We start from the raw sequence: 20,621 nt of genomic DNA, 5'->3' as shown, positions 1-20,621 counted from the left end.
ATTCCTCCAAATGTAATGTTTTTTTAAACGAGTGTTGCTCCAAGAGAATTCGTGAAATGTCCGAGTGCCCATTTATGTCCTTCTGCATTAAAACTAGCTACTGCATGCTGATGAATGACGATCTTGAACCCTTTATTGTAGGCGTCGATTGCGGTGTGTAAGATACATATATCCGTACATACCCCAACCAAATGCACCTCATTGATCTGTCTTTCTCTTAATTTCATTTCGAGATCTGTACCAGCAAAAGCGCTATATCTTGTTTTATCTAACCAGTAGGTGAGGGAGGAGTCTTTGTGTTCTTGGTACAATTCATGTAATTCTCCAAAAATGGTTCTACCCTTAGTACCTTCTAGATTGTGCGGTGGAAATAGATTGAACTCTGGATGCATTTGATCGTTTTCCTTATGGAGATCAACCGCAAAAACAACATAAGATTGATCTCTAAGAAAGTCCTTAGTGACTTTTACTATTTCCTTTTCAATCTCTTGACCAGGTTCTCCGCATGTTAGTTTCCCGTTTGTATCAACAAAATCAACTGTGTAATCAATATTTATTAGTGCCTTATTCATAATGGCCTCCATTTCTTCTGTTAACAGAATGTTAATAGTAAAGGGTAAAAAAAGAAATTAATATCTAGCAGTGTAGATTGGTTTCACGATTTCCATGTCAATAAACGTATAAAGCTGTGTGGGTGTTTTTGACGTTCTTTGTGTTGTCATTCCTGGAACAGCAGCAATAAAAGGTAAAGTTTTTATCTTTCTAATAAACGATTGATTACTTGAAATGGCTGGATCCTTGGTGACGGTCAATAATACGGCTTGAAGTTCTGAGAACGTGAAATTCTTAGGTAAAAATTCTTTAGCAATGGTTGTTTGTAATAGATCTGTCTGTATTTTTTTTATAGCTTCTTCAATAATCTCGGTGTGATCAAAAGCCAATTGTGAGCTAGCTGCTAATTGTAATACATCCTCAATGGAGAATAATCGTACTTCAGCTGCATCATCGTTTGCTTTTCTATTGAGCAATTGGTTCTCAGGAACGATCGCATAATGTGCATTTGTGATAATCCATCCTCGTGGATCGCGCCCAGGCTGATCATAAACACTAAAATGCTTAATATGAATATCCTTTATACTTGTTTCTTCGAGGAGTTCACGCTTGGCTGCCTCATAGGCGGACTCGTTCTCTTGGACAAACCCTCCAGGTAAGGCCCATTTTCCAGCTTCGATGTTGACATTGCCTTCTGCATTGAGATCCGACCTTTTTATCAACAGAAGCTTCAGGTGCATCTTAGGTGGTTTGTATGCTTCTGTATGTGTAGGTACAATCGTAAAGACGGCGATATCAGACGTGTATCCATCTGGCGTTCTAAATTTTTTGACGTCGTATTGCTCAAGAGCTTTGTAATTACTTGAAGACATTTGTTCCCTCCTCAACGGTACATAAGATAAAAATGATTTTCAATTAACGTTTTGTTAATTGTTATAAGTATAATACATCTGTAAAAGAAAATGCAACTGTTTTGATATATTTTTTTGAAAATGTTAAAAGCAATAACGCTTTAGTTTGTTGAGATCATAAAATAGGTGCACTTATTAAAGTTTGACGATAACCGATAAAATAGAAAGGGTTGGGGTTTGGGTGGGAATATCATAAAGAGAGGGATGGAAAGGGAAGATCGACTATCAATATCTAACGGAGGATGAGGTTCATATGAAAGAAAACACAAAAGTAATACACTATTTTTTGGTTGCTGTTCTACTTATAACGTTATTAGTAACAGTCACTAATGTAAAAGTAGATGCAGCCATTTCAGAATCAACTACAATCATTGATGACTTTGAAAGCTATGCCTCAGATGATGAATTAAAAAGTACGTATAGACTCTGGTCATCTGATGGAAATGCTGTAGACTGGTCCTTAAGCCAAGAGCGTGCTTATGATGGTACAAATTCAATGTTAATTGTTCCTAAGGAGCCCTTTGACTCATGGATAGCTGTATCTCAACATTTTGCTGTGAGTGATTGGACAGATTCTACCGGTATTTCATTTTGGATACATAATGATGCAGATGAACCATTAGCATTTAACTTTGATATTAAATCTGAATCAAACGCGTATGGTCAAGAAGGAACGTTTATAGCGTCTTTAAAAGAAGATGGCAGCTCTTCGTGGGAAGAGAATTCTTTTGACAGCATGCTAATTGTTCCAGAAGATTTTGCTGGCCTTATTCGAATTGCTTGGGATCAATTTACAGGGAAGTCGTGGCAATGTCCACAAGGATGTGACAATGATTTAGACCTAGGTTTAGTTGAAGGGTACGAATTTGGTTATAATCCACAAGGGAATTCGACCAATAAAGTGTATATAGATTCTATCAGTCTATGGGGAACCTCGGAAGGCGGTTTAGGAGATTCTTTGGCTCCTGAGTGGGCAACTCCTGCGAACACGTTTAATCTTACTTATTCACCCGCACCGATTGATAATCCGTTAAAAGGATTTTTACCCTTTAGCGACTCAGCAGCATGGCGGATAGATGATAACCAACTGCCATATAGTATGGAATTCTTCTATATCCCTCTAAATGATATCATGACGAATTTCAATGAGTTTGATTGGAGCAAGTTAGAATCTAGAGTAGATGAGATAACATCGAGAGGAAATCAGGCTATTTTCAGGGTATATCTCGATTATCCACATAAGCCAACTGGAATCCCTCAGTTTCTACTTGATCTCGGATTGGAAACAAGAGACTATGATTACGAAAGCAATGGGGGACCAAATGGAACGAGTGTGGCCCCCAATTATAATGACGAGAATTTACAGCTCGCATTATTGCAGTTTATTGAAGCCCTTGGAGATAAGTACGATGGAGATTCGAGAATTGGTTTCATACAAGCTGGTTTAATAGGGTTTTGGGGTGAATGGCATACGTACCCTCAGGATGGATGGACTCCAATTGGAAGTTGGTATGGTGAATTGGCTGAACACGAGGATGGAATTGCAACCGATTGGATGCCGAGTTTAGCCAACCAAAGAGCCATTATGCAAGGCTTTGATGATTCATTTAATGAAACAAAAATACTTGCGCGCTATCCAACGGAATTTAATCGTGATTTAAATATTGGTTATCACGACGATTCTTTTGCGTTTCAGACCTTACCTCCTAGTTTAGGTGGAAAGGACTGGCACTTTGCAGGGCGTCTGCAAGCTAATCAAGTGATGGATAAATGGAAATCAGAACCAATTGGTGGAGAAATGCGCCCGGAAATTCAAATCGAGATGTGGAATAACGATCCGCCTCAATATTTAGGGGAACCTATTGAGGGTGTACAGGGAGAGGATTATTATAAAAGTCTAGAATTAACTCATGCATCTTGGCTGAAAATTCAAGAAGTTTTCCAAACACCACTTGAAGCAGATGCTATAGAACGAGCGCGTGAGGGCTCACGTAGCTTGGGGTATGAGTACTTTGTACCAACTGCCTATGTGAATTCAGACAGTGGTCATTTACAAGCAGCAATCCACATTCAAAATACTGGTGTGGCTCCTTTCTATTATGATTGGGAAGTGGATATTGCAGCAAGAGATGAGAACGGAGAAATAAAGGAATGGACTACCGATTGGGATCTCTCATACATCATACCAAATGATGAAGAGACAGGAGATACGAATGAGGTTTTGTTGGAGTGGTCGAGTAACACTTCAAATGTAAGTGAAGGTAGGTATGATATGTTAGTTAAAGTTGTTAATCCTTTATCGGAAATTCATTCTGATGCTAAAGGGTTTCATTTTGCTAATGAAGAGCAAGAAGACAACGGCTGGCTCGAAATCGGTCACATTGAGGTCAAAGGAACACGTTAAGATTCACAGTTAGTGTTGTGTCGCTGACTACGTTAAATGATGGATTAGAAAAAGCATATACCGTGATCCGGTATATGCTTTTATTATAATTTTTTCTACATTTACCCATAGTTCTGCTTGCGTAACTCTGATTTTCCTGAAGGCTTCTTTTGTGAAAAAATAAATGTTTCTTTAATCCATATCGCACCGTTATAAATAGGATGAAAGATAAGAATGGGGATAACGATACACGCTACAATAGTTCCTACATAATAAAGTGGATTTGCATAATAATCAGACCAGCCTAGCACTTCAACCGTTTTGAGAATGAGTAGTTCCACAAAGATATGAAGCGTATAGATGGCTAAAGAGTAGGTAGATAACTTGGTTAACAAACTACTTTTACCTAATGTATGGTACTGCACACAAAAGGCACCAAGTGAAAAGGTGAAAAGAGGCAGTAGTATCCATCCAAGACCAACCTGATAGTAGTAATTGCATACGTACGCAGCTCCAAATAAAATAGTGTACAACCAAGGAGTTTTATAAGTTATAAACTCCTTACTATGGCTTAAAGCAAATCCGAGCGTAACAAACAATAAACCAAACGCAAAGCTTTTGTATTCAAAGATGTTCAGATTTGATAAAAGGCCCGCATTCTCTGCTGCGTATAAAGCAACGGCAATCGTAACCAGTGCTAAGGTGTTTGCTTTGTATCGAAGCAGGATGTATAGGAACAAAGCAGAATAGATAAGAATCACTAAAAAGTATAGCTGGAAGGATCCAATCGAGCCATTTAATAAATTTAACGTACGCCATTGATTTAGTTGAGTCTCAATGGCTACACGAACCGACTCATTTAGAAGGCTGGCACTAATAGCCTCTAAAATAACTCGAGTAATCATATAAAAGATTGAAAAAATAAGATAATAACTGAAAATCTTCTTTGCATACGTGAGTAGGTAGCCTGGGCCAATCTCCTTGCTTTTGCGGTATAAAATAAATCCAGCTGCCATAAAAAAGAATGGGCTACCAATATCTAATACGTAACGATAGCTATAATAATTGCTCCAAGTAGCGATCCCATTGCTAGGAATTTGTGAGGTGATATGCACAACGACAACAGCAACGGCACAGATCAATCGGAAGACATCAATCGAATGATAGTAGGTTTTTGTTTGGTTCATTGTTGTTCTCATCCTCTAGTTGTCTTTATTCTGAAGAATTATAAACGATCTTCATCTATAATAATCATGAAGGGCTTATGTGCTCATTACAAGGCTATTCGTGTGAAGAATTTGTAAAGGAAATGGATGGTACGATCTTGTAATGTTGACCATTTGATGAGTGGATGTAAAGGTTTTAGATATAAAGGAGAGTATCGGTTGAACACATATCGTATAACAAAATATAATCCCAACAATCGATTTGAAAATGGGGTGTACAAGGACCAAGAGGAATGGATTTCTTATAGTGATATTGGTAAAGGTCAAGGTGAGAATGGCTTACTAACAGTAGATGAGTATCTTAGGATAGAAGATTTTTATATTGATGCGATCCTGAGATTCATGAAGCTTCATCATCTTACAGAGATACGTGTTTTAAAATTGGAGAGGTATGATGAATCGGCTGAAGATTTCGATTTGTACACAACTAATCATATGAAAGAGCTTTTCCACTCCGTACAGGTTGGGCGTTTAATTACAACAGAAGAAATTAGACCAGTTGTGAAATTAATTTTGCGAAATCTATTATGGGCAAAACTTGGTTTGATTGATCAACTAGTTGTGACATTTGGTCATGATTATTATATGTATCTACATACAAACGAAGCAATCTCATCGATTAAACGAAGAATAGAGAATAATGGCTTATTTGTTGAATTAATGCCTTCAGATTTAGAATTGTATTTATGATGGGGGTGCATGGATGAAGCGCAAAATCGCAATGTTGGTGGTGTTGAGTTTTCTATTAGCATCCTGCTCAGATGAAATGAACACAGATGATATCAAACCTCCTGAACTTTCGATTAGTATAGGCGAGGAGACCATTGACCCCGTTTTAGGTGCATACAGTTGGGGTGAAACAAATGTATTTGGCCAAGGTGTTAGTGTCAGTGCCAGCTCAGATTTGCCGGTTACTATTGCAGACTATCAAGAGCCAATCACTGTTGCCTCAGATTCAGAGGTATCCATTGAATTCGAAAAACAACCAACTCATTATTCAGTTAGGACCTGGGATTCAGAAGGTCAACTGGACAGTTATGATGAATTAGATCTCTCTATTCATTCCGGTTTAAACATATATGAAATATTAGCATCCTGGCCAGAAGGTACGGGGAGTTATTCCTTTTATCTGGATGTAGAGTAGCTTTTGCGACATGCGAGATGAGCATTCTGACATGCGAGGGTACCAATCTACATGCGAGAAGTGCTTTTCTACATGGAAGATTTCTAATTCGACATGTAAGAGGATATAGAGACATGCGAGAAACTCATCTCTATATGGGAGAATGGTAAAACGACATGCGAGAGATAACGGTACCTTAAAAACGGGGTTGAGATCGTTTAAAGTAAAGCATCCTTTACGTAAAGGGTGCTTTACTTTATACTGTGTGTCAGGAGGCAATGCGTATGGAAAATTCAATAAAAGAGCTGCGTAAACAGCATCATTTGTCTCAAGAATCATTGGCTCAAAAGCTGGGTGTCTCAAGGCAAACGATCATATCGATCGAGAAGGGGAAGTACCATCCTTCTTTGCCACTTGCGATTCAAATAGCAAGGTGCTTTGGCACACATGTAGAGGATGTTTTTCATTTAGAAGAGTAGGGGGTAAAATATGAGTCATAAAGCATATAGAGTATTTTTTAGTGTGGCATCTGTTTTTTTACTTTTATTTGGGATTAGCTTATTAATTTTGAGTATTAACGTAGGTGGTCAAGTACAAGGTCATGAGTTTATGTGGATCGCAATAGGTATTGTTAGTGCTGTTCAAGGTTATCTTGTTCCTGAGTTTGAAGTGAATGATGAACGTATGAAGCTGATCAAACAAAAAGCAATGTTTTGTAGTTATTTTTTTATTATTAGCTATTCCATTATCTTTATGATCTTGCTAATAACAGACACAATTTTTCTTACAGCTATCCAGCTTCTTGGTATCTTTACATCACTTATTATAAGCACGGTCTTTTTATTATTAGTTTTTTTCTCAAAGCGGTACTAAATTTATCGTGAAAAGGGTGAACCTACTATGAAAAAATTCTTTACCTACAATTGGCAGGTCCGTGATGAATGGTTCCAGTGGTGTCAGCAGCTTACACATAGTCAGCTAGTGAAAGAAATGGACGGTGGGGCGGGAAGCATTCTCTATACGCTTTTCCATATCGTAGAGGTTGAAAATAGTTGGATTCGTGGAATACAAGGCAAAGAAGATAGTATGTATTCATTTGAAGATTATGCAACACTTGAACAGGTAGTCTCATTATCTAATCGATTAAGAGAAGATCATAAACGATTTATAGATATTGAATTACCGGACTTAAAAGAAAAAATAATTAAGGTAACTTGGGACACAATAGCGTATACGTGTGACGATATCATTCATCACATAATCATTCATGAGATTCATCATATTGGACAGTTCTCCATTTGGGCAAGGCAGCTAGACTTCAGCCCAGTCCCTGCCCACTTTGTTGGAAGAGATCTGTCATTTTAATACTCGTTATCGGCTTTTTGTCCTTTATTTATTTCAGAAAGTCTCGTACCATCTCAACCATTTTTTCCGATTGTGTGTGATGTAGGTAATGATCCCCTTCAAGCAAAATCACTTCTCCGTGTTCAGAGTCTTTTACTTGCTCTTCATGCATTGGAATCCATCCGTCTACGTCTGTGTTATCTGCTTCTAAAAAGAAAAGCAAAGGAAGGTCTGACGGGAAGTCTAAAGCCTTTGCGGCATTAAAATTCGATTCGAAATGCTGCATCTCGTTGATGTTACTTGGATTATATAAGTTTTTATGAGTAAGTATTCTCATTTGTTCCTTTGTTTCATCATTATATGGAAGGGATTCATATGGGTCATCTCCTAGCTTCATAAATAGTCTGACGATCCCTGATTTATTTAGGAAGTTAAACGTTTTGATTGGAAATTCAGTATCCATGCCAGCTTGGGTTGGAACACTCGTATCGATTCCGACAAATGCTGTCACTTCATCTTGATATTTATTTACATAATCTAATCCATAGATGCCTGCAATCGAATGACCCATTAGAATATATTGATCAATACCAAGATTTTGTAATACTTCATGAGTTTCATTTACAATATTCTCAGTCGTGCGATCTTTCTCAGTATAATCACTTAATCCATAACCAAATGGTTCAACGACTACGACTTTGTAATACGGCGATAGCTCTTCTATTAATGGCTTGAAATCTAGAGCGGGTGCGGCTGTTCCATAGCCTGGTAGAAGTACGACAGTTTCTTCGCCTTCTCCTTCAATCGTCACATTAATATGTTCCCCATTTACTGGCACCAACTGACCATATGATTCTATTTTTCCTTGCTCAGATTTGCTACTGATTAGATTAACAATAAAAACAATAGCTAGAAAAAGTCCAATGACTATAACGATGGCCACTATTATTTTGAGTAGTATGTTGAGTATTTTTCTTATCAATTCTATCTTCTCCATTCAAAATGTGTTTTGTTGTGTAACGGTCCGTTAATAAAAGTGTATACAACGAATATGTACTCTTTATGACGCGAATATGAACGGAGTATGAACAAGCAAAAAAAGCTACAGACTGATAGGCATGAGTCTGTAGCAGAAGGATATTACTGTGTATCAGGCAAGGTGACAGTGAAGGTTGTACCTTGTCCAGGCTCGCTTTTTACGTGAATATCACCTTGATGTAGAGAAACAATTTGTTTAACGATCGCAAGACCTAAGCCGCTTCCACCATACGTACGACTATGAGACCGGTCCGTTTTGAAAAAACGCTCAAATATACGTTTTTGATCCGTGTGAGAGATACCAATACCTGTATCGGATATCTGAACTGTCACGAACGTAGTGTCTTGCTTGATGCTAACATGAATCACACTGTCATCCTCGGAAAATTTAATGCTATTACCGAGTATGTTTGTCCATACTTGGTTCAATAAATCATGATCAGCGGTAATGGGTGTGGCAGGTAAGTCCAACTCAAATTGGATATGGCGTGCGACCCATTGAGGTTGGATCGCAACGATCACACGTCTGATTTGTTCATCCAGATTGAGTGTGACCAGACGCATGTGCTGAGATTGCGACTCAAGCAAACTAAGCTTTAGCAGACTATCACTCATCTTGGACATTCGCTCTGCTTCAGCAATGATAATTTCAAGATAACGACTTTTTTCTTCATTAGTCAGGTCTACTTGTTTAAGTGCTACGGCATATCCTGAAATGGACGTGAGAGGAGATTGAACCTCGTGTGACACGTTTGAAACAAAGTCTTTTCGCATCTGTTCAAGCTGTTGCAAGTCCCGCGTCATTTCTTCAAAGCTACGAGCTAAGGTACCTAGTTCACCTTTTTGTTTAATATTCAAGTCAACATCAAAATCACCAGCTGCAATTCGTTTCGTTGCTTTTGTTAGCTTTTTAATGGGTCTAACCAAAAAGAATGTGGCAACAAGAATTAAAATGCTTCCTGCAATTAATGAATAGCTTAAAAAATAATAGATCCACTTAATTAAAAAAGAGGAGGAAGAGGGGGAGACCGGGTCGACAAACATCGCTTTTGTGCCTATTTCCGTTTCTAGCGGAATGCCTAAGCGAATCGGGCTTACACCGTTTGTTGGAACTTGTACCGTTTGACCATCTAGAACCTGCTCGACTTGTTCCATCGTGACAGTGGAGATGTCATCTTCTTCAAATGTTCCATAAGATTGAAACTGACCATCTTCTTCGTAAATGCGAACATGATAGGAGTTAAGTTGGTGCATATCCTGGATGAGTGAGTTCGCTTCTTCTAATGGAATGGTATCGTAGATGTTAACAATGTCCTGGCCAAAATCGTACAGGGTGATTTGTAAGTTCTCATTTAACTTATCTTCAAATACCCAAGTAGCCACAAAAAAAGCAATAATCGTTCCACCAATAACTGAACCTAAAAATGTCAGAACAACACGAGTATAAAGAGACCAGATCATTCGTTCACCTCAAGTCGATACCCAAGCCCTCGAACGGTTTCAATCTGGAAGTGGGGAGTAGAGGCAAATCGTTCACGCAGACGTTTAATATGCACGTCAATTGTGCGATCATCACCTGCATAGTCAATCCCCCAAATTTGATCAATTAATTGCTCGCGTGTATAGACTTGTCCAGGTGTTCCAGCGAGCTTATAGAGTAGCTCAAATTCCTTAAGCGGTAATGTGAGAAACTCAGTGCCGCGTGTTACCTTATAGGTTTGCCGATCAAGGATCACATCACCAAGTTGAATCGTTTGCGTGACGCCAATTCGATAACGCTTTAATAAGGCTCTAACACGAGCCATTAACTCTAGCGGATCGAATGGTTTCGTTAAATAATCATCCGTTCCAAGTTCAAACCCCTTCACTTTTTCCCAGGTTTCACCTCTGGCAGTCAGCATAAGCAAAGGAAGGTCAGGACTTGCTTTTCGTAGCTCCTTGCATAATGCCCAACCGTCCATAACCGGCATCATAATATCAAGCACAACAAGATCCACATTGGAAGAAGCGTAGACGGCCATTGCTTGTTTGCCATCTGTTGCCTCAACCGTTGTGAAGCCCTCATTTCGTAGAAATAAACAGACGAGTTCGCGAATGTTCGCATCATCGTCAGCAACCAGTATAGTAGGCATCTGTTCCCTCTTTCTTCATGTTCCATCTTCTAACCAGTATACAGTAACACATAACGTCTCATTTATTACATTTTGGTCGGCGCCGCTATTCCTAGAAGTCGTAGACATTCTTTTAACACAAGAGAGACTGCATAAGAAAAAGCTAGCTTTGTTTGTTTCTGATTGTCTTCTACAAGAATCTTTGTGTGAGCGTAGTACTTATTAAATGACCGTGCTAGCAACAAACTGTATTTGGCAATTTGAGAAGGGTCTGCTTGGTCAAATGATTTTTCAGCTAAGGAAGGAAATTGATCCAATAGCTTAATGATAGGCCATGCCTGTTCACCTAAAGAATGGAATGTACTTTCTTTTGGTTGATACTGACCCTTTTCTAAGATCGTTGAAATACGAGCAAACGTGTATTGAACATAAGGTCCAGTATCCCCTTCGAAACTCATCATCTGATCTATTGAGAACTCTAGATCATGGGTCCGTAGGTTTTTAAGGTCATTAAAGATGATCGCACCCACTCCAACCTGCTTAGCAACCAACTCTTTATCTAAAAGAGATGCGTTTTTATCATTCATATTACGTTTTGCTGTTTCGATAGCTTCCGCTAATACATCAGCCAAGAGTACAATCTTGCCCTTACGCGTCGACATTTTTGATCCATCTTTTAGCATCATACCAAATGCCACATGCTCTAGACGGTTTGCCCATTCGTATCCCATCTTGTTAAGAACATGAAACACTTGTTGAAAATGTAGGGATTGTTCATGACCAACCACATAAAAGGTTTTTTTCGGTTGGTAGGTCTGGTGGCGATATAGGGCTGCCGTCACATCACGGGTTGCGTATAATGTGGCCCCATCCTTTTTAGTGATGAGACAAGGCGGCATGTCTTCCAGTTCAACAACATAGGCACCTTGAGAAAGTGTAAGTAAATGTTTATCCTGCAATTCACTAACGACCTGCGCCATTTTATCATTATAAAAAGCTTCACCTGTGTAAGCGTCAAAGGTAATGCCAAGTAGCTGGTAGATGGTTTCGAATTCCTTTAAGGACTCTTCTCTAAACCATTTCCATAAAGCGAGGCATTCTTCGTCTCCGTTTTCTAACGCCTTAAAGGCAGCGCGGGCTTGATTATTTAAAGCATCATCCTTCTTAGCTTCTTCATGAAAGTGCACATATAGTTTTAATAATTCTTTAATGGGTTCTTTCTCAATAAGCGACTTCTCGCCCCATAACTGATACGCCACAATGAGCTTCCCAAACTGAGTGCCCCAGTCACCTATATGATTGATTCGAACGACATCGTATCCATTTTTCTCTGATAGATGGGAAAGGGAGTGACCAATAACGGTTGAACGTAAGTGCCCCATGGAAAATGGTTTAGCAATGTTTGGAGAGGAATAATCAATCAATACTTTTTCACCTGTCGATGGTTTAGAGCCATACTGACTTTTCTCAGTCAGAACCTGGTTGAGAATGTGGTTCGCAGATAGATCTTGGTTAACAAAAATGTTTACATAAGCCCCTGCCACTTCAATTGAGTGGATCCATACACTTTTAAGAGTCTCTTTGATTTCATTTGCTATGATGGCGGGGGATTTCTTTCCTAGTTTCGCGAGTGTGAAGCAAGGAAAAGCAACATCACCAAGATGAGAGTGCTTTGGTGTTTCAAGAAGAGAGTACACTTCCTCTTCTGATAAAACATAGTCTAACGTTTTGGCAATAGCTTTTGCGATTTGTGTGTGAATCATCCTTGGTTCCTCCTTTTTGAATATAAAAAAAGCCCCCGTCTCTATGATTAGAGACGAGAGCATAACTTCCCGTGGTACCACTCTAGTTGCCACCAAAAAGGTGACCACTTTCCATTAGTAACGAGGTGACTCCCCGCATTTCCCTACTAACCGTTCAGGAAATATCTCCAAAGTGCGCTTCATTCAAATCTGTTGCATTAGGCTTACACCGTCCCTAACTCGCTAGCCAACGTGATTTGAACTACTCTCTTTGTCATTGAATGTGTCTGATTGAATTTAGATTATCTTACATTCATATCCAGTTGATGTCAATGGTCAAATCATCTGAGTAAAAAATAACTTGCGAATATGATTGGATTCACTATAATAAACGAAGAGAAAACCACGTGATCAGTAAGACTCTCTTCAGTCATTTATTGAATTGGCTTTCGTGAGACTCGAGGGTCGTAAAATGAATGGAGAAAGAGGTAAAGATATGATAGAAAGTTTTAAAGAACAATGGCTTAGTAATGTGAGGGGAGACATTCTCTCCGGCATTGTGGTGGCCTTAGCCTTAATCCCAGAAGCCATTGCCTTCTCGATTATTGCTGGTGTCGATCCGATGGTCGGTTTATATGCTTCTTTTTGTATTGCTGTGGTCATTGCCTTTGTAGGTGGCAGACCAGGTATGATCTCAGCTGCTACAGGAGCGATGGCCTTAGTCATGGTTACTCTAGTTGCGAATTATGGTCTTGAGTACCTCTTAGCTGCAACCATCCTGACCGGAGTGATTCAGATCATTTTTGGAGTCTGTAAGTTTGCGAAGCTGATGCAATTTGTGCCACGTACAGTGATGACTGGTTTTGTTAATTCACTGGCTATTTTAATTTTTATGGCGCAAATTGAACATTTTATAGGTGAAACATGGGTGATGTATTTGCTTGTCGGAGTGACACTCGCCATCATTTATTTGTTTCCAATGATAACAAAAGCAGTACCATCAACACTCGTAGCAATTATTGTTGTTACCATCATCGTGCTCTTCTTAAATATTGGTGTACGCAATGTTGGAGATATGGGTACGTTAACACAAACCTTACCTAGTTTTGTGCTACCCAATGTGCCTTTTAATTTAGAAACATTGTGGATTATTTTACCTTATTCATTCGCTTTAGCTATTGTTGGATTGTTAGAATCATTACTCACAGCAAGTATTGTCGATGACATGACAGATACAGCGAGTAACAAAAATAAAGAAAGCCGTGGACAGGGAATCGCCAATATCGTGTCTGGATTTTTTGGAGGCATGGCCGGTTGCGCGATGATCGGTCAGTCTGTTATTAATGTGAAATCAGGCGGGAGAGGCCGTTTATCAACATTAGTCGCAGGTGTGTTCTTAATGTTTTTAATTGTTGTTTTAGGTAGCCTAGTCGTGCGGATTCCGATGGCTGCTTTAGCTGGTGTGATGATTATGGTATCCGTCAGTACATTTGATTGGAACTCAGTCAGAACGATTCATCGATTGCCACGAACCGATGCCATAGTCCTTGTTGTGACAATTGCCGTTGTACTTGTGACGCACAATTTAGCTTATGGAGTCTTGTCTGGTGTGGTCTTAAGTATGATCTTTTTTGCTGCTAAGATTTCTAAAATTCATGTGTCGTCAAGTTACATGGAGAATCAGAAGAAGCGTATATATAAAGTAGAAGGCCCTTTGTTTTTTGCTTCAGTAACAAGGTTTTTGTCACAATTTGATACCACTGAAAAGTTAAACACAGTTGACATTGATTTTACCCACTCACAAATTTGGGATGATTCAGCTGTTGGAGCCCTTGATCGATTAGAATCGCTATTCACAACAAATGGGATAGAGGTTCAATATATAGGACTAAATCAAAAGAGTATGTCATTGCTTAAATCACTAGGAAAAATTCCAAACGCCTAAACGAATCATAATCAATAAAACCAACACATTTTGTGTTGGTTTTTTGGTAGTATTAACCACATAGCGTTTATTTAAGGAGGTCCTATGAATCCATCTAATACTTACCATGTAAATATAAAGATTAATGAAGTGACATTTGCTTTAAAAGAGACCCATAACTTTGAATGGTTAACAGAGTACGGATCAGTGTTTAAGGTATTTGATCAACAGGATTCTGGAAATTTAAGCTTTGGTGTGAAGCAAGGTGATAAAAAGCTGTTTGTAAAATATGCTGGGGCTAAACCGATTCATTATGAAGGGGAACCGAGTTACGCGGTCGCTCGATTAAAACAAGCGGCACCCATTTATCAAGATCTAAAGCACAAATCTCTCATTACGTTACTTGATCATTTTCAGGTAGGGGAAGGATATGCGCTAGCTTTTGAGTGGGTTGATGGCGAGTGTTTGCACCCACATTGGTCCTTTCCACCCCCAGAAAAGTACACGAATCCAAACTCACCCTATTATCAATTTAAACAACTCCCATTAGAAAAGCAGCTAGAATCATTAAACGCGGTCTTTTCCTTTCACGAATTTGTGGAGAAACAGAATTATGTAGCGATTGATTTTTATGATGGAAGTATTTTATACAATTTTGCTGAAAACAAAACGATAATCTGTGATATTGATTATTATCAGAAGAAACCATTCACTAATCACATGGGACAAATGTGGGGATCGAAGCGGTTTATGTCACCAGAAGAATATGAGCTAGGGGCTAGTATTGATTCTAAAACCAATGTGTTTAATCTGGGTGCGATGGCCTTTAGTCTATTGGGAGGAGAACTTGATCGTTCATTTGAAAAATGGCAAGCAAATCCTGCTCTTTATGAAGTAGCGTTGAAGGCAGTGGAGCAAGAGCGAGACATGAGATTTGCCACTGTCGAAAAGTTTTATGAAGAATGGAAGCAGGCTGAAGGGAGAGACGGATGAAACAAATACAAGTGGTATATTCATTTATTTTTGATGATCAGTCTGGCAAGGTCTTACTTGTAAAAAACAAAAATCACAATACATGGTCTCTGCCTGGTGGCCGTGTGGAAAATGTCGAAACTCTTAGCGAGGCTGCGATCAGAGAGGTGAGGGAGGAAACCGGGTTATCCGTTGAAATCACTCAGGTGCTCAGTTTAGATGAGCTATTTGTAGATGGTCATCACGCCATTCTTACTACCTTCCAAGCCGCCATCAAATCAGGTGAACTGCTCATTCAAGATACTGAGACCATTGAAGAGGCAGAGTGGGTTGATTTACAAACGGCAAATGAAAAAATTCCTCTTTATAACGGAATGGAACGTTTTCTTAAAGATGCTGTACCCTATACCTTCCACGGAGAGTTAGACATTAGATAAAAAATAATCCGCGTGTCTAGCGTGGCTTATTTTTTATCTGTCAGATTCTGACTATGGAAAGGATTTATTTAGATTTAATAAGTATAGTAATGATACCTAATCTAGAGATTACTGCCCTTGCCAAGGGGGCTGATCAGATATAGAGGGAATGTACATGAAATGGTAGAGAAATGGCATATAAATGAAAAATTCTTGAAGTTATGGGCTCATAATCTATTGAAGATACTTAATGAGAGGTTTCGTGAACTTGTTGTGCCTTTAATTGTTCTAGGATTAAGTGGTTCACCGATTGTCACTGCATTAGTTCTCTTGTCACAGCAATTAGGTACCGTCTTATTTGCTATTCCGATAGGTACGTGGATTGAGAAAAAGAATCCAATCTTCGTTTCTTCAAGCTGCAGTATGCTATATGCTGTGCTCATATTTAGCCTAGCATATATTGTGAGTGTAGATAGCGTAAGCCCTGTATTGATTGCATGTATATTATTCTTAATTGGATTGGTCGGTTTAATTCAACAGACAGCATTTCAAGTGATGATTCCTAGGGTAGTTGGTCGGAACAACCTATTAAGTGCGCATAATCTGCTGGAAGGTGCTGACGCTTTTGTCACACTTATTGGCCCAAGTATTGGTGGTTTCTTACTCGCCTATTATGGGGCCAGTTTTACTCTTGTTGTATGCGGGTGTTTAATGGCGATTTCCACACTGTTCATTTCAGTTGTTAGGTATAAGCATTCGAAATCAACAGCTACTAGTGAAACGAAGCATATAAAAGAAAAGGTGTTTGAGTTTACAGAGCGAGCCAAAGAGGGCGTTCAATATCTTTTTGCAAACTCTTCCCAAAAAGGTTCAACGATTGCTGCTGTATGTTTGAGTTTCGCCACTGTATTTATGATCTTAAGTATCATTTTTCACTCTAGAACGACTTTACACCTATCTGAACAATATATTGGCATTTTACTATCATTTGCGGGACTAGGTAATGTGATTGGTGTACTTATTATGAATCGATTTAAGAAGGTTAATTGGCTATTTTTCTTAAGTACCTTACTCATTTTATCTTCAGTTGGTGTTTTGTGTTTGCTGTCTAGCCACTTTATCGTGATGTGCATTGGAATGATGATTTTTGATGGCGCGCTTTCAATGGGTTTTGTTGTTCAACTTTCTGTTCAGCAGGGAATTACGCCTGATTCATTGCTTGCAAGAGTAAGAAGTGCCATGTACGTCATCGCCGGTATTGCTTCCATATGTGCAACATTGTTAGCAGGAGTATTTACTGAATGGAATTCTTATGTAGCCTTAATCTTTGGTGGGTTGATGCTATTACTACCAGCTTTATATATTCTTAGATACAAAGATAGTAGTGTGAAAATGGATCAAATTAAACCGATTTATATGGATGGAAGAAAGAGCTAGGCACAAAAAGAAATAAGCCCCGCAACTGCTTTGCTTGGCTTATTTCTTTTTAGGTTTCATTTTAGGAAGAGTCATGGCTTGAATGACAAGAGCTATCACGAACAATAGACTAATCATTAAGAAAGTTAGATCGTCTGAAAAAAATGAAAAAGAACTCGTGCTTACGTTGTTGAGTGTAATAAAAAACATCATGACAATAATAAGAAATAGAAGCCGATTAGCTTTCATTTATCCACATCCTATATTTTGTTAATGTAAGTATATGACTAATGATCTGAACATTCAATAGCATATATTTTGAAGGAATGAGAGAAGGGGTTCTATGAAAAAGAAGATAGAAAAGCGACTTTGCTACTTATATTCTGGAGAGAATGCATCCATTATTTGTTTTTTGATCGTTTTTTACTTTTTTAATCTCACTTACCCGCAATTTCAATTAAGCATATTATCTTCTTTTATCGTTTCTTTTTTTCTCCTACTATTTATATTAGGACAGGGAAGTGTGTATTGGTTTATTAAGTGGAGACGGTTAAAACAAATGGGAACAGCTGACATACCAAATAAGCTCCTTCTGTACCTTAAGATCACGAAGAAAGTGAACCTTTTTATTCTAATGTTCATCCCTGTGTTGTTTGTTATTGATTATCAAGTCAGGTCTTTAGATGTCTCATTGATAGGTTTGTTGATTTCCATATTTGTTTATCTATTCGCTGTATTAGAATACATAAACTACTTCCATGTTCAGCTCTCATATGATAATAAATCAGATCTATTATGGCTGCTAAGAACTAAAAAACTGAAACGAGCTTGTTTATCGAAAGAATTTGAGCGTATAAATTTGAAGTGAATAGGTGCATACCAAATTCAAGAGTAAAGTATATTACATTTTCATTTAAATTATTTATCAATTCTGTAAAAACGATGTTTCCCAATAGACCTCAACAGCTGCCTGCTATACTCAAGGCGAAAGCTTTTATACAGACCAACACAATAGGAGGGTTATATGAAAAAGCTGAGGAACCAAAAAAGTGGAGTTCAGTCTGTTATTTTGTTTGCCGGGGTGCTAATTAGTATTCCTGCTCTTGCAGAAAGTGTGGATGATCCACCTCCTGTCATCGAGCCGGATGAACCAAATGGAAAAACAGTTTTATTTGATAACAGTCATGGACAGACGGCTGGACAATCCGATTGGGTAATTGATGGAGCCTTTTCTGATTTTGCTGATGCCTTAGCCGAGGTTGGCTATCTTGTTCATGAACATCGCGGGGCTGATCCGTTAACTGAAGAAGATTTAGAAGACTATGATGTATTTGTCATTCCAGAGGCTCAAATTCCATTTCAAACAACGGAGCAGGATGCCATCGCTTCTTTTGCAGAGGAAGGCGGGGGAGTCTTTTTCATTGCCGATCATTATAACGCCGATCGGAACTTTAATCGCTTTGACTCCAACGAAATTATGAATGGCTGGCGTCGTGGTGCTTACGAGGATTTAACTAAAGGAATGAGTGATGCTGAGAAAGAAGCACTTGAAGGAGTAGAGAGCTCAGATTGGCTAGCGGAGGAATTTGGGGTGCGTTTCCGCTATAACTCGATCGATAACACAGAAGCAAATGTCATTGTAGATCCTGAGGAGTCATTTGGTATTACAGAGTCTGTTGAATCTTTATCCTTACATGCAGGATCTACACTTGCTATTATGGATCCAGATCGAGCGAAGGGCATTGCTTTTTTACCGGATGGATTAACTCCAGAAGAGAATAAATGGGGTAATGCAGTGGATCAAGGTGTTTATCATGGTGGGGGAACAGACGAAGGACCGTATGTAGCGATCGGGAAAAAAGAGCTTGGAAAGTCAGCCTTTATTGGAGATTCCTCCCCTGTAGAAGATGCCACGCCTAAATACCGGAATGAGGAGCATGGCGGACAAAAAAGAACCTATGATGGGTTTATTGATAAAGACAATGGGCAGTTGCTGGTCCAAGTAATTGATTGGTTAGCTGAGCCTGAAGACTACACAGATTTCACAAGTACTTCGATTACATTGGACGAGCCTTCTCCTTTACTTGATATGGAAATCCCAGAGCAAACAACCGAGCCAGAGCAAGAGCCTTGGAGACAGCCGCAAGGGGATTATCGTTGGTACGATCGGTCAACATTTGCTAGTGGATCATTTGGTTCGGGAGAAGAGGCACCGGCAGACGTGGTATTCGAAGTCAGTACTCCTGATGTCCTTCCGCTTGGTGGTGAATCGTTTGAAGTGACAGTTAAAGTAGATCACCTAGAACCAGGTCAGAGTATAAGTAACTTGGATATGCAAGTATATCTATCTGGAGGACAAGCTATTTCCCAAGTGCAAGCGGAGAATGGAAGCTGGCCAAACGGGTATGGTTATCAAAGCATTGGATCTGTAACAGCCGATGATCAGGGTACAGCTGAGAAAGTGGTGACACTTAGGTTAAACCCAAGCATTGCTGCAACATCGGCAAGTATCCGATTACGCAATGATCGTCAAAATGTGGTGACTCAAACCGTCGCATTGGGACAGAGTTTAACCGAGGAGCCACCTGCAGCTTTTCAAACCTGGCAAACCGAAATCAGTAAGTATGTAATGAATTAGAGATGGGGAGTGCGCAGGAGATCTGCGCACATTATTTTTGAAAGACCTCTCTATCAGCACAGAACACACTAAGCCGCGTCAGTTGCGCGGCTTAGTGTGTTCGTTTGTTTTTTCTTAATGTAGAAAAGCTTAGGGCTTGAAACGCGAGTACGAGCAAAAAGAGCACACTTATGATGTTAAACGTCAATATGAAGGGTGAAATTCCATAGGTTCCGTACAATGAACGTAACCATTATTACTATAAAAATTAATAGAATCTTCACTTGGCCAGACAATCACAAATTCATAATGGTTTTCTTTAATCCACTTATTAATCGATTTTAGTAATTCACTTCCAATCCCCTTGCTTCTATACTCTGGAATTGTGTATACATTGGTCATAAATGCAAATGGATATGTCGTTCTACCTGGGCGTGGTACCTTTTGAATTAATTCTATGTATATATGTGAAATGATTTTTCCATTATCCTCCGCGACCCAAATAAACCATTGATCGCTTTTAAGAGCGTCCTCTAAAAAAGTTTGGCATTCTTTTTCAAAATCATTGAATGATTCGTTTGTTTTACTAGTATCATATTCAGTTGTAAAATCCCATCTCATTCTTATTAATTGTTTGATGTCATTAAATTCAGCAAATCTACTTTTCATTTGATTTCCCTCCAATTCATTAGATCAAAGTACTGCTTTTAACTGTATATTCTATAAAGTTGTTGAAAAACCCTTTTATAAGAGAGCAGATACATCGGGAAGAGAGCAACATACAACGGAAGAGGAGCAGATACATCAGGAAGAGAGCAAAATACATCGGAAGAAGAGCAGATACAT

The 20,621-nt window shown here is 38.9% G+C and carries 20 protein-coding genes and 1 other annotated feature; of the genes, 11 read left to right on the top strand and 9 right to left on the bottom strand.

The genetic code is table 11. The features are described from left to right. Window positions 1-23 precede the first annotated feature (23 nt). On the bottom strand, window positions 24-572 hold the full coding sequence (locus tag J2S05_RS17980; protein WP_306985267.1) for a cysteine hydrolase family protein: 549 nt from the start codon (window positions 570-572) through the stop codon (window positions 24-26). A 57-nt stretch (window positions 573-629) separates the two neighbouring features. Continuing rightward, window positions 630-1,424 (bottom strand): NUDIX hydrolase, encoded by a 795-nt coding sequence (locus J2S05_RS17975; protein ID WP_306985265.1) that lies wholly within the window; start codon window positions 1,422-1,424, stop codon window positions 630-632. 292 nt (window positions 1,425-1,716) lie between these two features. On the opposite strand from J2S05_RS17975, the gene J2S05_RS17970 reads away from it, so the two are divergent. Next, window positions 1,717-3,867: a DUF4832 domain-containing protein gene (locus J2S05_RS17970; RefSeq protein WP_306985263.1), complete on the top strand. Its 2,151-nt coding sequence runs from the start codon at window positions 1,717-1,719 to the stop codon at window positions 3,865-3,867. A gap of 101 nt (window positions 3,868-3,968) precedes the next feature. Here J2S05_RS17970 and J2S05_RS17965 read toward each other — a convergent pair whose 3' ends face one another. After that, entirely contained in the window at window positions 3,969-5,033 is a 1,065-nt protein-coding gene (locus tag J2S05_RS17965; protein WP_306985262.1) for an acyltransferase family protein, read from the bottom strand. Between the two features lie 198 nt (window positions 5,034-5,231). Between J2S05_RS17965 and J2S05_RS17960 the strand changes: the two genes are divergently transcribed. From J2S05_RS17960 to J2S05_RS17940, 5 genes are all read left to right on the top strand, one after another. Beyond that, window positions 5,232-5,762: a hypothetical protein gene (locus tag J2S05_RS17960; protein WP_306985261.1), complete on the top strand. Its 531-nt coding sequence runs from the start codon at window positions 5,232-5,234 to the stop codon at window positions 5,760-5,762. A 13-nt stretch (window positions 5,763-5,775) separates the two neighbouring features. Continuing rightward, complete coding sequence (locus J2S05_RS17955) at window positions 5,776-6,216, top strand: YajG family lipoprotein (protein WP_306985260.1); 441 nt, start codon at window positions 5,776-5,778, stop codon at window positions 6,214-6,216. Between the two features lie 263 nt (window positions 6,217-6,479). Continuing rightward, window positions 6,480-6,674: a helix-turn-helix transcriptional regulator gene (locus tag J2S05_RS17950; RefSeq protein WP_306985258.1), complete on the top strand. Its 195-nt coding sequence runs from the start codon at window positions 6,480-6,482 to the stop codon at window positions 6,672-6,674. 10 nt (window positions 6,675-6,684) lie between these two features. Beyond that, a complete protein-coding gene (locus tag J2S05_RS17945; RefSeq protein ID WP_306985256.1) occupies window positions 6,685-7,068 on the top strand; it encodes a permease in 384 nt (127 codons plus the stop codon). Window positions 7,069-7,095: 27 nt separating this feature from the next. Then, window positions 7,096-7,560 (top strand): DinB family protein, encoded by a 465-nt coding sequence (locus J2S05_RS17940; protein WP_306985254.1) that lies wholly within the window; start codon window positions 7,096-7,098, stop codon window positions 7,558-7,560. Between the two features lie 28 nt (window positions 7,561-7,588). Here the strand turns inward: J2S05_RS17940 and J2S05_RS17935 are convergent, their stop codons facing one another. From J2S05_RS17935 to argS, 4 genes are all read right to left on the bottom strand, one after another. After that, window positions 7,589-8,521 (bottom strand): alpha/beta fold hydrolase, encoded by a 933-nt coding sequence (locus J2S05_RS17935; protein WP_306985252.1) that lies wholly within the window; start codon window positions 8,519-8,521, stop codon window positions 7,589-7,591. A 158-nt stretch (window positions 8,522-8,679) separates the two neighbouring features. Beyond that, complete coding sequence (locus J2S05_RS17930) at window positions 8,680-10,038, bottom strand: sensor histidine kinase (protein WP_306985250.1); 1,359 nt, start codon at window positions 10,036-10,038, stop codon at window positions 8,680-8,682. Further along, window positions 10,035-10,709: a response regulator transcription factor gene (locus J2S05_RS17925; protein ID WP_306985247.1), complete on the bottom strand. Its 675-nt coding sequence runs from the start codon at window positions 10,707-10,709 to the stop codon at window positions 10,035-10,037. Before J2S05_RS17925 ends, J2S05_RS17930 begins: the two co-directional genes overlap by 4 nt. Before the next feature lie 65 nt (window positions 10,710-10,774). Then, window positions 10,775-12,451 (bottom strand): arginine--tRNA ligase, encoded by a 1,677-nt coding sequence (gene argS / locus J2S05_RS17920; RefSeq protein WP_306985245.1) that lies wholly within the window; start codon window positions 12,449-12,451, stop codon window positions 10,775-10,777. A gap of 46 nt (window positions 12,452-12,497) precedes the next feature. Continuing rightward, window positions 12,498-12,717: a binding site (T-box leader), on the bottom strand. A gap of 209 nt (window positions 12,718-12,926) precedes the next feature. Here argS and J2S05_RS17915 point away from each other — a divergent pair. The 4 genes from J2S05_RS17915 to J2S05_RS17900 all read left to right on the top strand — a co-directional run bounded on the left by J2S05_RS17915 (window position 12,927) and on the right by J2S05_RS17900 (window position 17,179). Further along, window positions 12,927-14,375, top strand: coding sequence for a SulP family inorganic anion transporter (locus J2S05_RS17915; protein WP_306985243.1), 1,449 nt, complete (start codon window positions 12,927-12,929; stop codon window positions 14,373-14,375). Between the two features lie 84 nt (window positions 14,376-14,459). Continuing rightward, complete coding sequence (locus tag J2S05_RS17910; protein WP_306985241.1) at window positions 14,460-15,347, top strand: serine/threonine-protein kinase; 888 nt, start codon at window positions 14,460-14,462, stop codon at window positions 15,345-15,347. Then, window positions 15,344-15,763: an NUDIX hydrolase gene (locus J2S05_RS17905; RefSeq protein WP_306985239.1), complete on the top strand. Its 420-nt coding sequence runs from the start codon at window positions 15,344-15,346 to the stop codon at window positions 15,761-15,763. Before J2S05_RS17910 ends, J2S05_RS17905 begins: the two co-directional genes overlap by 4 nt. Before the next feature lie 159 nt (window positions 15,764-15,922). Then, the gene (locus tag J2S05_RS17900; RefSeq protein ID WP_306985237.1) at window positions 15,923-17,179 is read left to right on the top strand and encodes an MFS transporter; all 1,257 of its coding nucleotides are present in this window, start codon (window positions 15,923-15,925) and stop codon (window positions 17,177-17,179) included. Between the two features lie 39 nt (window positions 17,180-17,218). On the opposite strand, the gene J2S05_RS17895 is transcribed toward J2S05_RS17900, so the two are convergent. After that, complete coding sequence (locus tag J2S05_RS17895) at window positions 17,219-17,407, bottom strand: hypothetical protein (RefSeq protein WP_251605035.1); 189 nt, start codon at window positions 17,405-17,407, stop codon at window positions 17,219-17,221. A gap of 775 nt (window positions 17,408-18,182) precedes the next feature. On the opposite strand from J2S05_RS17895, the gene J2S05_RS17890 reads away from it, so the two are divergent. Continuing rightward, a complete protein-coding gene (locus J2S05_RS17890) occupies window positions 18,183-19,796 on the top strand; it encodes a DNA-binding protein (protein ID WP_306985235.1) in 1,614 nt (537 codons plus the stop codon). A 183-nt stretch (window positions 19,797-19,979) separates the two neighbouring features. On the opposite strand, the gene J2S05_RS17885 is transcribed toward J2S05_RS17890, so the two are convergent. Beyond that, window positions 19,980-20,444 (bottom strand): GNAT family N-acetyltransferase, encoded by a 465-nt coding sequence (locus tag J2S05_RS17885; protein ID WP_306985233.1) that lies wholly within the window; start codon window positions 20,442-20,444, stop codon window positions 19,980-19,982. Between the last annotated feature and the right edge of the window lie 177 nt (window positions 20,445-20,621).

The sequence above is a fragment of the Alkalicoccobacillus murimartini genome (assembly GCF_030813245.1).
Classification (GTDB): domain Bacteria; phylum Bacillota; class Bacilli; order Bacillales; family Bacillaceae_D; genus Alkalicoccobacillus; species Alkalicoccobacillus murimartini.
This window is presented reverse-complemented; position numbering and strand designations above follow the sequence as displayed.